12 protein-coding genes are annotated in these 13,385 nt (G+C 41.7%); 8 read left to right on the top strand and 4 right to left on the bottom strand.

Translation table 11 applies throughout. The annotated features are described in order from the left end of the window. The first annotated feature begins 71 nt into the window (after window positions 1-71). From LC033_RS01235 to LC033_RS01215, 5 genes are all read left to right on the top strand, one after another. A complete protein-coding gene (locus LC033_RS01235; RefSeq protein WP_226566482.1) occupies window positions 72-1,283 on the top strand; it encodes an argininosuccinate synthase in 1,212 nt (403 codons plus the stop codon). Beyond that, window positions 1,280-2,653 carry an argininosuccinate lyase gene (gene argH, locus LC033_RS01230; protein WP_226566481.1) on the top strand — a complete coding sequence of 458 codons (1,374 nt, stop codon included), beginning with the start codon at window positions 1,280-1,282 and terminating at the stop codon, window positions 2,651-2,653. Before LC033_RS01235 ends, argH begins: the two co-directional genes overlap by 4 nt. A 282-nt stretch (window positions 2,654-2,935) precedes the next feature. Further along, window positions 2,936-3,691, top strand: a complete 756-nt coding sequence (locus LC033_RS01225) for an SDR family oxidoreductase (RefSeq protein WP_226566480.1) — start codon at window positions 2,936-2,938, stop codon at window positions 3,689-3,691. Window positions 3,692-3,756: 65 nt separating this feature from the next. Then, window positions 3,757-4,443, top strand: a complete 687-nt coding sequence (locus LC033_RS01220; protein WP_226566479.1) for a metal-dependent hydrolase — start codon at window positions 3,757-3,759, stop codon at window positions 4,441-4,443. 140 nt (window positions 4,444-4,583) lie between these two features. Then, complete coding sequence (locus tag LC033_RS01215) at window positions 4,584-5,906, top strand: CBS domain-containing protein (protein ID WP_226566478.1); 1,323 nt, start codon at window positions 4,584-4,586, stop codon at window positions 5,904-5,906. 37 nt (window positions 5,907-5,943) lie between these two features. Here LC033_RS01215 and LC033_RS01210 read toward each other — a convergent pair whose 3' ends face one another. Further along, window positions 5,944-6,246 carry a YtpI family protein gene (locus tag LC033_RS01210; RefSeq protein WP_226566477.1) on the bottom strand — a complete coding sequence of 101 codons (303 nt, stop codon included), beginning with the start codon at window positions 6,244-6,246 and terminating at the stop codon, window positions 5,944-5,946. A 146-nt stretch (window positions 6,247-6,392) separates the two neighbouring features. Between LC033_RS01210 and LC033_RS01205 the strand changes: the two genes are divergently transcribed. Further along, complete coding sequence (locus LC033_RS01205; protein ID WP_226566476.1) at window positions 6,393-7,328, top strand: DHH family phosphoesterase; 936 nt, start codon at window positions 6,393-6,395, stop codon at window positions 7,326-7,328. Between the two features lie 50 nt (window positions 7,329-7,378). Here the strand turns inward: LC033_RS01205 and LC033_RS01200 are convergent, their stop codons facing one another. From LC033_RS01200 to ytrH, 3 genes are all read right to left on the bottom strand, one after another. Beyond that, window positions 7,379-7,564 carry a YtzJ family protein gene (locus LC033_RS01200; protein WP_226566475.1) on the bottom strand — a complete coding sequence of 62 codons (186 nt, stop codon included), beginning with the start codon at window positions 7,562-7,564 and terminating at the stop codon, window positions 7,379-7,381. A 109-nt stretch (window positions 7,565-7,673) separates the two neighbouring features. Next, window positions 7,674-8,177: a sporulation membrane protein YtrI gene (gene ytrI / locus LC033_RS01195; protein ID WP_226566474.1), complete on the bottom strand. Its 504-nt coding sequence runs from the start codon at window positions 8,175-8,177 to the stop codon at window positions 7,674-7,676. Then, the gene (ytrH, locus tag LC033_RS01190; RefSeq protein ID WP_034320977.1) at window positions 8,174-8,515 is read right to left on the bottom strand and encodes a sporulation membrane protein YtrH; all 342 of its coding nucleotides are present in this window, start codon (window positions 8,513-8,515) and stop codon (window positions 8,174-8,176) included. Before ytrH ends, ytrI begins: the two co-directional genes overlap by 4 nt. Before the next feature lie 137 nt (window positions 8,516-8,652). Here ytrH and dnaE point away from each other — a divergent pair, with 137 nt between their 5' ends. Continuing rightward, window positions 8,653-11,985, top strand: coding sequence for a DNA polymerase III subunit alpha (gene dnaE, locus LC033_RS01185; RefSeq protein WP_226566473.1), 3,333 nt, complete (start codon window positions 8,653-8,655; stop codon window positions 11,983-11,985). A 141-nt stretch (window positions 11,986-12,126) separates the two neighbouring features. Beyond that, window positions 12,127-13,359: an NADP-dependent malic enzyme gene (gene ystJ, locus LC033_RS01180; RefSeq protein ID WP_226566472.1), complete on the top strand. Its 1,233-nt coding sequence runs from the start codon at window positions 12,127-12,129 to the stop codon at window positions 13,357-13,359. The last annotated feature ends 26 nt before the right edge of the window (window positions 13,360-13,385 follow it).

The following is a 13,385-nucleotide window of genomic DNA, read 5'->3' as shown; positions in this document are numbered from 1 at the left end:
TGTTTATAAATTAAAACTTATTTTTATGCAAAAAACAGTCGCAGAATCAAAACAATTGAGAGGAGCTCTTCATGTCACAAAATAAAAAAGTCGTATTAGCATATTCCGGAGGTCTTGATACCTCTGTTGCAGTTAAATGGTTACAAGAGCAAGGATACGAAGTTGTCGCTTGCTGCCTGGACGTAGGTGAAGGAAAAGACTTAGCATTCGTTCAGCAAAAAGCACTTCAAGTCGGAGCAGTTCAATCCTACATGATTGACGCAAAAGAAGAATTTGCCAAAGAATTTGCACTTACTGCATTACAAGCACACACAATGTATGAAGGTAAATATCCTCTTGTATCTGCACTATCTCGTCCACTTATTGCAAAAAAATTAGTAGAAGTAGCAGAGAAAGAAAATGCAGTAGCAGTGGCTCACGGATGTACAGGAAAAGGGAACGATCAAGTTCGTTTTGAAGTATCCATTAAAGCATTAAATCCAGAACTAGAAGTACTTGCACCAGTACGTGAATGGAAATGGTCTCGCGATGAAGAAATAGATTATGCACAAAAGCACGGTATTCCAATTCCAATTAACTTAGACAGCCCTTATTCAATCGACCAAAACCTTTGGGGCAGAAGTAACGAATGCGGCATTTTAGAAGATCCTTGGGCTGCGCCGCCAGAAGGTGCATACGATCTGACAAATCCACTTGAAAAAACACCTGACACACCTGATGTCATTGAAATTACGTTTGAAAAAGGAAAACCAACGGCAATTGACGGTATTCAGTATTCATTGTCTGATTTGATCCTTCATTTAAATGAAGTAGCTGGACAGCATGGCATTGGCAGAATCGATCACGTTGAAAACCGTCTTGTTGGAATCAAATCTCGAGAAGTGTACGAGTGCCCAGGTGCAGTCACACTTTTAAAAGCGCATAAAGAGCTTGAAGACTTAACGCTTGTTAAAGAAGTAGCGCACTTTAAGCCAATTGTTGAACAAAAAATGGCTGAATTAATATACAACGGCTTATGGTTCTCACCACTAAAATCAGCACTAGATGCATTCTTACAAGAAACTCAAAAGAACGTAACAGGTGTTGTACGTGTGAAACTATTTAAAGGCCATGCCATTGTAGAAGGACGTAAATCACCATATTCACTTTATGATGAAAATCTAGCGACATACACAAAAGCAGATGAATTCGATCATGATGCAGCTGTAGGATTTATTAACCTTTGGGGTTTACCAACAAAAGTAAACAGCATCGTGAATAAAAAGGAGCAGGTTAAAGCATGAAAAAGCTTTGGGGAGGCCGATTTCAAAAAACACCAGAAAAATGGGTCGATGAGTTTGGCGCGTCCATTCATTTCGACAAACAATTAGTCAAAGAAGATCTGACCGGCTCCCTTGCCCATGCAAGTATGCTGAATAAATGCGGTATCCTAGACGATGAGGAGGCCACTGCGATCAAAGACGGACTGAATACGCTCATGAAAAAGGCAGAGGCGGATGAACTAGATTTCTCAGTGGATTATGAGGACATTCATTTAAACCTTGAAAAAATGCTGATTGATGAGATTGGTCCGCTTGGCGGGAAATTGCACACAGCGAGAAGCCGGAATGATCAGGTCGCAACCGATATGCATTTATATTTGAATAACCAAGTAGAGCATATCATTGAGCTGATCTCTTCTTTTCAAAAGGTGCTTGTAGAGAAAGCCGAACAGCACGTTGAAACGATTTTTCCAGGATATACGCACTTACAGCGTGCACAGCCGATTTCCTTTGCTCATCATATGCTCGCCTACTTTTGGATGCTTGAGCGGGACAAAGCGCGCTTTCTAGATTCCTTGAAGCGAATTAACGTCTCTCCACTTGGATGCGGGGCGTTAGCAGGAACAACATTCCCAATTGATCGTGAATATACAGCAAAGTTGCTTGGTTTTGACCATATTTACGAGAACAGCCTTGATGGCGTGAGTGATCGTGACTTCATTTTAGAGTTTATTTCTAATAGCAGCCTTGTGATGATGCACCTTTCACGTCTTTGTGAGGAAATGATCTTATGGTGCTCTCAAGAATTCAAATTCATTGAACTTGATGACACGTACGCAACAGGCAGCAGCATGATGCCGCAAAAGAAAAACCCTGATATGGCTGAATTGATCCGAGGGAAAACAGGCCGCGTATATGGCAACCTGATGGGTCTTCTCACCATTATGAAAGGCTTGCCGCTTACGTACAACAAAGACCTGCAAGAAGATAAGGAAGGTATGTTTGATACAGTGAAAACCATTACTGGCAGCTTGCAAATTTTCACAGGCATGATTCAAACAATGACTGTGAACGAAGATGTCATGAAAAAAGCAACGAAAGAAGATTTCTCAAATGCGACAGAGGCGGCAGATTACTTAGCGAAAAAAGGAATGCCGTTCCGTGAGGCTCACGAAATTGTTGGAAAGCTTGTGTATACGTGCATTCAAAAAGGCATCTACTTAAGTGATCTTCATTTCGAAACATTCACAGAAGCAAGCGACCTCTTTGAACAAGACATTTACAGGGTTCTTGATCCGTATGTCGCTGTTGAAAAAAGAACAAGTGCAGGTGGAACTGGATTCAAACAAATTCAGTTCGCTTTAGAAAAAGCAAAAGCCTGCCTAGCGTAACGTTTAAAAAACCATTCGTATGAGACGGATGGTTTTTTTGCTGTGATGCAGAAAGGAGATCCATTCTTCTTGGAGAACATGAAAGCATATGATGTTTTAAGCCTGAAGAAGGGGAATTGATCGTGGGATTTACAAAAGTGGATAACTCATCCTGCGTTTTTTCTTCCGCATTATGAATAGCAGACAAAGGGTTCAGAAGTGCGCCTGGTGCTGGTTTATAGTAAAGTAAAGATAGGATGAGAAACATATGAACTTGCAACCTTTGCTTTAGGAGGAGATTGTGTGCGACACGCATTAATAACAGCGGGTTCTAAAGGGCTTGGCCGGAAAGTAACCGAGTCTTTACTGAATATGGGGTATTCTGTGACAGTAAATTATCGAAGCGATGATGAAGCTGTTCGGCAGATGAAAGAAGAATTACAGCAATACGAAGAAAAGCTTCAATTTGTCCAAGGTGATGTGACAAACAAAGAAGATTTAAAAAACATGGTGGAGCTAGCAGTTGAGCGATTTGGGCGCATCGATGCCCTGATCAATAATGCGGGTCCTTATCTTTTTGAACGAAAGAAACTGGGGGATTACTCCGAAGATGAATGGTATCAAATGATGGAAGGAAACCTATCAGCTGTATTCCATTTATTCCGAATGGTCATCCCAATGATGAGAAAGCAAGGCTTTGGCCGTATTATCACGTATGGCTTCCAAGGGGCAGACCATGCACCAGGCTGGATGCACCGATCAGCCTTCGGAGCGGCAAAGGTAGGACTGGCGTCATTGACGAAAACCATTGCGATTGAAGAAGCTGAAAATGGCATCACGGCCAATATGGTTTGTCCAGGCAAAATCGTGGGTGACATGAAAGAAGCCACGATAGAGGAAGCACGCCAGATCAAAGACGATGAAACACCAATTGGCCGATCTGGTACAGGAGAAGATATAGGACGCATTATCTCATTTTTATGCGATGATCGATCAGACCTGATGACAGGGACTGTTATTGAAGCAACAGGTGGTCTGAACGTGATTCATAGGCATTAAGTTTTTCAGCTTTTTATACAGGGAATAGATGATATGAGATCAAAATCGAAAGGTGGATATACTACATGAAAGCTACATATCATGGACATTCAGTCGTACACATTGAAACAAACGGACACCATATTTGGATTGATCCATTTTTAAATGGAAATAAGCACACAGAGATCAAACCACAAGATGTCAAAGCAGATGTGATTTTGCTAACTCACGGACATGGAGATCACCTCGGTGACACTGTTGAGATTGCCAAAAACAATGATGCCCTCGTTGTCGCACCAAATGAGCTTGCCGTCTATTTAAGCTGGCAAGGGGTGAAAACGCACCCGCTTCATATCGGCGGCGGCCGTGAGTTTGATTTTGGTAAAGTCAAACTGACGCAAGCGTTTCATGGCTCAGCTGTAATTGATGAAGAATCTAAAACGATTACGTATACAGGCATGCCATCAGGTATTTTATTTACCGCAGAAGGCAAAACGATTTATCATGCTGGAGACACTGCGCTCTTTTCGGATATGAAGCTGATTGGTGAGCTGAATCATATTGACCTTGCATTCCTTCCAATTGGTGATAACTTCACAATGGGACGAGAGGATGCAAGAATGGCAGCAGAATGGCTTCGAGCAAAGCAGGTTGTTCCGATTCACTACAGTACATTCCCACCGATTGAGCAGGATCCTCATGCATTTGCAGACAGCTTGCATGGCGGAGTGGGTCACGTATTAAACAGCGGAGAATCCATCGACATTTTATAATCATTCAGATTAGCCGGTACACATGTCGGCTTTTTTTATGGCCTAAATCACGATGACGTAAAAGACAAATTGCTATTAAAAGCCTCCTGCCTTTATAATGAAACATATGAAAACGCTGAAAACAAAAAGGGTGAACGGCATTGGCGACAAAGCATGAGCAAATTTTATCGTATATTGATTCATTAGATGTCGGCGAGAAAATATCTGTCCGGCGCATAGCGAAAGAAATGAAAGTGAGTGAAGGTACCGCTTACCGGGCCATCAAAGATGCTGAAAATAAAGGGTTCGTTAGTACCATTGAACGAGTCGGTACCATTCGAATTGAGCAGAAGAAAAAAGAAAATATTGAAAAATTGACATATGCGGAAGTTGTCAATGTCATTGATGGACAGGTGCTTGGAGGACGGGCCGGCTTACATAAAACCTTAAATAAATTTGTCATCGGTGCGATGGAGCTTGATGCGATGATGCGATACACGGCAGCTGGAAACCTGCTGATTGTTGGAAACCGGATCAATGCCCACAGGCAAGCATTAGAGGCAGGAGCAGCTGTGCTGGTCACAGGCGGATTTTCAACAGATGAGCAAATCATTCAGCTCGCAGACGAGCTTGAGCTGCCGATTTTATCGACAAGCTACGATACATTTACCGTTGCGGCTCTCATTAACAGGGCCATTTATGATCAGTTAATTAAAAAAGAGATTGTGCTTGTGGAAGATATTTTAACGCCGATTGAACGGACTGTATACTTATCGCCAGAGGACAAGCTTGAGAAATGGTATGAGAAGAATTATGAAACAGGACACGGCCGCTTCCCGGTAGCAGATGATCAAATGAAAATTCACGGCATTCTCACCTCAAAGGATATTGCGGGTCATGACCGCTCCACACCGATTGAAAAGGTGATGACGAAACAGCCGCTCACAGTGATTGGCAAAACATCTGTTGCCTCTGCTGCACAAATGATGGTGTGGGAAGGCATTGAGGTGCTGCCAGTTGTAGATGATCATGCGAAGCTGATTGGGATGATTAGCCGTCAGGATGTGCTCAAGGCGCTGCAAATGATCCAAAAGCAGCCGCAGGTCGGGGAAAAGCTGGATGATGTTGTCTCGAGAGGATTTAAAGAGACCGATACAGAAAAGCCAAAAACAGATGCGGTTTATCAATATGAGGTCACACCACAAATGACGAATCAGCTTGGAAATATTTCATATGGTGTGTTAACACAAATTTTAATTGAATCAGCCAATCGCTTTTTAAAGTCTCATAAAAAAGGTGAGCTGATCGTGGAAAGTCTCTCTGTCTACTTTTTAAAACCGGTTCAAATGGAATCCACGATACAAATTAAGCCGAATATTTTAGAAGTAGGACGCAAGTTTGGAAAGCTGGAAGTTGAAGTTTACCACCAATCGAATATTGTAGGAAAAGCGATGCTGATGGTACAGTTGATGGAGAGAGGATAAAGTACAAAAAAGGGCAAAATGATTTCGCCCTTCTCTATTAAGCGTGATCTTTTTCGCCTTTCTTTAAAAAGAGCGGAAGATAGTGCTTGTAGGCTTTATATCCAGCCCACGTACTGCCGATACCGACAGCAACAAAAATAAACCCAATGACAAATGCGAGTGACGAGCGGTTTAAAAATAATTGATTCACACCGAAGAGCAGGACAAAGCAGCCAAGTGCCATACTGGATTTGGCAGACCAGAATTTCTTCTCGACTGGCCGGTTCGTACGGACATTCTTTGCTTTGTAGTATAAATAAAACATGGCAGAACAAATAATAAACACAACCAAAACAAGCATGTGCCAAGCCTCCATTGTAAGTGGTTACAACCCTATTTTAAACGTAAATAGGCTTGCTTACTAGAATAAATTGTCTATTCCTCACTTTTCCGTAAGGATAGATTATGATTTATAATAAAAGAAGTTTCGCATAAGAAGGAGTTTTTATGAAAAAAGAACTGATTAGAACCATATCATTATATGACACCATCATCATTCATAGACATGTAAGACCAGATCCTGACGCATATGGATCGCAGTGCGGCCTTACGGAAATCTTGCGTGCCACCTATCCAGAAAAAAAAATTTATGCGACAGGAACCCCTGAGCCATCCCTTTCATTTTTATATGAACTCGATGAGGTACCGGACGAAGCGTACAAAGGTGCCCTTGTCATTGTCTGTGATACGGCCAATCAAGCAAGAATTGATGATCAGCGCTATTCAATGGGCGATAAGCTGATGAAAATTGATCATCATCCGAATGAGGATCCTTATGGTGACTTGCTTTGGGTTGATACAGAGGCAAGCTCTGTCAGTGAACTGATTTATGAGCTGTATTTAGAGGGAAAAGAAGAAGGATATCAACTGAATGCAAAGGCGGCTGAACTGATTTATGCCGGCATTGTAGGAGACACAGGCCGCTTCCTTTTCCCAAACACAACGAAAAAGACACTTAAATATGCAGGGGAACTGATCGAATATCCGTTTTCCTCATCAGACCTTTTCAATCAATTGTATGAGACGGATTTGAATGTCGTGAAATTAAATGGCTATATTTTTCAACATATTTCTTTGTCAGAGAATGGGGTGGCATCTGTTTTTATTAAGCGTGACATTTTGGAATCGTTCCAAACAACGGCGCAGCAAGCCTCTCAGCTTGTTGGGACACTTGGAAATATTGCAGGCATTAAGGCTTGGGTCTTTTTTGTGGAAGAAAACGATCAGATTCGTGTCAGATTCCGCTCTAAAGGCGTCGTCATTAACACAATTGCTAAAAAATATCATGGCGGTGGTCACCCGCTTGCAGCCGGTGCGTCCATATATGATTGGGCCGTGGCAGATGAGATTTTACGTGATTTAGAAGAAGTATGTAAATCGTGAGAGAGGGAAGCTTCAATTTCCCTCTCTCTTTTTGGTTATGGAGAAAAGGATTATTTGGATACAGGGATAAACCAGCAGCCGATGTCAGTTGAATCTTCATAGGCTTGGAGATTTTGATGCTTTAATTCTTTTTTGATTAAATGAGCCATCATTTCTGTTTCAGCATAAGCACACATGCCCTCTTTGATCCGGCTTGCTTTGTCTCGAGCCATTTGACGATAGCTGTAAACCTCCATTGTCCTCACCTCTTTCTATTTAAGATCTCGTTCTTCTTTTAGTGTATAAAAATTAGGAGTGAAAAGCGATCATTGAGAGCAGAAATTCATAAAAATTCCACATCATCATTTATTCAGCAAATGAAATACGTACTTCAAGTGAAAGCTTCGTATAAATCGTCAGCTCTGTGACTTTGGCGCGATATGCTTTTTCCTTAATCGTATACTCTTTGTTTTCCACTGTCCTTTTTAATAATTCCTTTGTTTTATAGACACTTTCAATATCCTTTGTGATGACCTCTGAGATATCCTCTTTGACCTGGTCTTCAAACTTTAGTGTATCTGGTTCAGGAATTTTATATTGCTCACGATTGACGAGATGAACATCTACGCTTTGGATCAGCAGCCGCTGCTTATTATCCTCATTTAACTTATGCAAATCTTCCCGATAGAGTGTGATTTGTTCTTTCAGACTATCCATATGGTGCTGCTGGCTTCTCAGCAGTGTCACCTGCTTTTCCTGAAAGGTTCCGTATGTAAAGAGGAAAATCAGCCAGCTAATGATTGCGCCGAACATCATGCCAGCAAAAAAACGCTGCCAGCCTGGGCGTTTATACAGCTCCGGCACCCTCATGAGGACACATGCTCCTGAGTGAGCCACGTAATAATGAGATATCCCGTTTGTGCACCGCCCATGGCTGAGATAATTAATAAAATTTGCTTGAAAATATCACGCGTGTTTCCTTCGAAAATGCCTCTTTCAAAGCTATAGACCGCATCGAATGTTCCGCCAATTGCGGCCACAAGCGCCCAAATTTTTAAACGGTTGGCAAGACTTGAAATAATCGATAGAGGCGGCTGGCCGGATAAATAAGCACCTACACCACCTATAATGGCACCGCCCAAAATTACCCCAAGTGCGATAAAGTAACAACTGATAAAGTTTGGAATAAAGGCTTCCTTCACATCCATTTTTTCCACCTCACTCTATTTAATATATGGCGTGTACTGGACAAGTATGAACAGGCGGAAAAGAAAGAACATTTGTTTCTTATCGCATCGCGTTTTATAATAAAAGAATGAATTTAGACGAAAGGAGTGGGTTAAGCATGTCTTATGTTCATCTTCAGGTCCACAGTGGATACAGCTTGTTAAGCAGTGCAGCTAAGGTCAAGGAGCTCGTGCAAAAAGCGAAAGAACTTGGCTACAAAGCGCTCGCTCTTACCGATGACCATGTGATGTATGGAACGGTTGAATTTTATAAGGAATGTAAAAAACATGGCATCAAACCGGTGATCGGTTTAACAGCTTCTGTCTTCGATGGACAAGAGTCAGAGGCTTATCCCTTGGTGCTCCTAGCAAAAAACAATGAAGGCTATCAAAACCTGATCAAAATTAGCAGTGTGCTGAAATCAAAATCAAAAGCGGGTCTGAAAGAAAAATGGCTGAAAAGCTATCATCGTGGGCTTATTGCTATTACGCCAGGTGCATCCGGCTATATTGAAACGCTGCTGCAAAACGATCAGCTAGCCGAAGCGCGCGAGGCTGCAAGTCATTTAAAAAACATATTTGGAAAGGGACATATATTTATATCAGTTCAGCCATTTCAGCAAGATGAGGTGCTCATCAGTAAGCTACGAGTTGTCTCACAAAGTACGGATATTCCTCTTGTAGCGACGGGTGACGTCCACTACATCAATCTAGAGGACAAAACCGCCTATACATGTTTGAAGGCCATTAAAGCGGGACAAAAGCTTTCAGAGATAGAGGAAGACCGAGGAGACAAGCATTTCAGAGCCATAGAAGAAATGATGAAATGGCATCAGGACGCCCCTGAACTGCTGACAAGAACAGGTGAAATTGCCGATCGCTGTGAAGTAGATTTAAATCTTGGACAGACAAAACTTCCGTCCTATCAGACGCCTGATCAATCAACAGCCGATCAGTTTTTACGAAGGGTTTGCTCGGATGGGATGAAACAAAGAAAGATCGCTTCAAATGAAACGTATATCAAAAGGCTTGAGTATGAGCTTAGCATTATACAAAAAATGAATTTTAGTGATTATTTTCTCATTGTGTGGGATTTTATGAAATATGCTCATGACCATGGCATTGTCACAGGTCCAGGACGGGGATCAGCAGCAGGCTCTCTTGTTGCTTATGTTCTGTTTATTACAGATGTCGACCCAATCCGTCACGGTCTTTTATTTGAGCGTTTTTTAAATCCTGAACGAATTAGCATGCCGGATATTGATATAGATTTTCCGGACACGAGAAGAGATGAAATCATTTCATATGTAAAAGACAAATATGGGGACATGCATGTGGCTCAAATTGTCACGTTTGGTACGCTTGCAGCAAAAGCAGCCTTACGGGATGTTGGACGTGTGATGGGGATTGATTCAAAGGCAGCGGACCGTCTTGCAAAGCTCATCCCATCAAAGCCAGGGACGACGCTGAAAGAAGCGGTGGCCGCCTCTTCTGAATTAAAAACGCTGCTTCAACAATCTGAAGAGCTTCGAATGGTCTTTCAAACAGCTTTAAAGGTAGAAGGCTTGCCAAGACACACGTCGACACATGCAGCTGGCGTTGTATTAAGCGAGGAGCCGCTGACGCAGGTCGTTCCCATACAAGACGGCCACGATGGTGTGTATTTAACGCAATATGCCATGAATTATTTAGAGGATCTCGGACTGTTAAAGATGGATTTCTTAGGTTTAAGAAACTTAACATTAATTGAATCCATTAAAAACCAGATTGAAAGACAGGAAAACGTCCACATTAACTTTAGTGACATTTCGTATCAAGACCAAAAAACGTTTGATTTGTTATCAGCGGGAGATACAACAGGGATTTTCCAGCTTGAATCACAGGGGATGCGACAGGTGATAAGGCGGCTGAAACCTTCTAGTTTAGAAGACATCGTGGCAGTCAATGCCCTCTACCGGCCAGGCCCAATGGAGAATATTCCGCTCTTTATCGACCGAAAGCATGGCAGAGTCAAGGTCTCTTACCCGCATCCAGATTTGTATGACATTTTAAAGGACACTTATGGGGTTATTGTTTACCAAGAGCAAATCATGCTGATCGCAGCAAAGATGGCAGGCTTTCAGCTAGGAGAGGCTGATCTGTTAAGAAGAGCCGTTTCAAAGAAGGATAAAAAGGTACTTGATGAGGAGCGAATCCATTTTGTTGAAGGATGCCTAAAAAAGGAGTATCCTGTTAACATTGCAAATGACGTTTATGACTTAATCGTCAAATTTGCAAACTATGGTTTTAATAGAAGCCATGCTGTCGCATATAGCATGATTGGCTTTCACCTTGCTTATTTAAAAGCGCATTATCCGTTATATTTTATGTGCGGACTTTTAACTAGTGTGATTGGAAATGAAGATAAAGTCGCTCAATATTTCTATGAGGCAAAGGAAAAAGGGATCTCTGTGTTAAAGCCTTCTATTAATAAGAGTGAATTTCCATTTACGGTTGAAAAAGGGGAGATCCGCTACAGCTTAAGAGCGATTAAAAATGTTGGAGTGTTAGCTGTAAAGGATATATACAGAGCAAGGCAGGAAAAGCCATTTGAAGATTTATTTGATTTTTGCGCAAGGGTATCACCAAAGAGTGTAAACCGAAAAACGATTGAAGCACTCATTTTTTCAGGGGCGATGGATGAGCTTTATCCAAATCGTGCTTCGTTATTAGCATCGATAGATATTGCGTTAGACCACGTGTCATTTTTAACACCTGAGGATCAGCTAGACTTTCTTGGGGATACAACCTTCTCCATTAAGCCAAAATATGCTGAGATAGACGAACTGCCACTTGTCGACCTCTTGCAATTGGAAAAAGAGACACTCGGATTATATTTATCAAATCACCCAGTACAAGCGTATCGTGATCGCTTAAGAGAGAAGGGCGCAGTGGAAATCATCAGACTTTCTACCTGTATTAAGGGAAAGATCTCAATAGGTGGCCTTTTAACAAAAGTGAAATCGATTCGGACAAAAAATGGACAATCAATGGCATTTGTCAAATTTGGGGATGAAACGGGAGAAATGGAAGGCGTCGTCTTTCCAGAGCAATTTAGAAAGCTGTCCCCCTTACTTGAGGAGGGCGCAATGCTTTATGTTGAAGGCAGAATAGATATCAGAAATGACAGCAGTCAAATCATCGTGCAAGAAGCCGTTCTGCTTGAAGAGATGAGCACAAAAAGAAAAGAGTCTGTCTACATTCGGGTGAAAGAAGAGAACCATACGCAGGAGCTACTTGAGCAAGTAAAACGAGTGATCTCTTTGCACAGCGGAGAAGCATATGTCTATTTGTATTATGAAAAGCAAAAAAAGACGATTAGACTTCCAGATGCATACAAAGTTCATCCAGATCATGCCGTGATCTTCCAGCTAAAAGAACTGCTTGGTGAACAAAACGTTGTGATTAAATGATGACAAATCGTCTGAATATGTTTTACAAATTCACCTATTATGTTATCATTTTAAAGATTCTGTGTATTTAAAACTGCCAGTATGTGCTTATCAACTTAGCAATTCATTAAATCATTTGCCACTTGAAGGAGTGTTCATCACATGTCATTAAGAGAAGAAGCATTACATATGCACAAAGAGAATCAAGGCAAACTCGAATCAAAATCAAAAGTACAAGTGAAAAATGCGAAAGACTTGAGCTTGGCTTACTCACCTGGTGTTGCAGAACCATGTAAAGATATTTATGACGACACAAGCAAAGTTTATGATTATACAATGAAAGGTAATATGGTCGCTGTAGTCACAGACGGAAGCGCTGTTTTAGGGCTTGGAAATATTGGTGCCGAAGCATCTCTTCCAGTAATGGAAGGTAAAGCGGTATTATTCAAAAGCTTTGCGGGCGTAGATGCCTTTCCAATTGCGCTAGCGACAAACGATGTAGACAAAATCGTTGAAACAGTGAAGCTCCTTGAGCCTACGTTTGGCGGTGTCAACCTTGAAGATATTGCAGCTCCTAACTGCTTCATGATTGAAGAGCGTTTGAAAAAAGAGACAAACATTCCTGTTTTCCACGATGATCAGCATGGAACAGCCATTGTAACAGTTGCAGGACTTGTCAATGCCCTTAAACTGTCTGGAAAATCAATGTCTTCAATCAAAGTGGTTGCAAACGGCGCTGGTGCAGCAGGTATTGCAATTATCAAACTTCTATATCATTTCGGTGTACGTGATATCATTATGTGTGACACAAAAGGCGCTATTTACGAAGGCCGCCCGAATGGGATGAATGTAGTGAAAAACGAAGTAGCTAAATTCACGAACCAAGACTGCAAAGAAGGTTCATTAGAAGAAGTCATTGAAGGCGCAGATGTCTTCATCGGGGTTTCAGTAGCAGGTGCTTTAACAAAAGAGATGGTTGGGAAAATGGCAAAAGATCCAGTGATCTTCGCAATGGCTAATCCAAATCCAGAGATCATGCCAGAAGATGCACATGCAGCAGGTGCAAGTGTTGTAGGAACTGGCCGTTCAGACTTTCCGAACCAAGTGAATAACGTACTTGCATTCCCGGGCATTTTCCGCGGAGCACTAGATGTGCGTGCAACACATATTAACGAAGAAATGAAAATTGCAGCTGTCGAAGCGATTGCTTCTCTTGTATCAGATGAAGAATTGACAGCAGAATACGTCATTCCTGCACCGTTTGATGCGCGCGTAGCACCAGCGGTAGCAAAAGCAGTAGCAAAAGCAGCGATGGAAACTGGCGTTGCAAGAATCAAAGTCGACCCAGAAGCTGTTGCAGAAAAAACAAGAAAAATAACGATTATCGGTGAATAATCAACTAGAAAAAGTGTGCACTTTCT

Origin of the sequence: Bacillus stratosphericus, assembly GCF_020524495.1 — a bacterium.
Taxonomy (GTDB): domain Bacteria; phylum Bacillota; class Bacilli; order Bacillales; family Bacillaceae; genus Bacillus; species Bacillus stratosphericus_B.
Note: the sequence above shows the minus strand (reverse complement) of the source record. Positions and strands in the feature narration are given on the sequence as shown.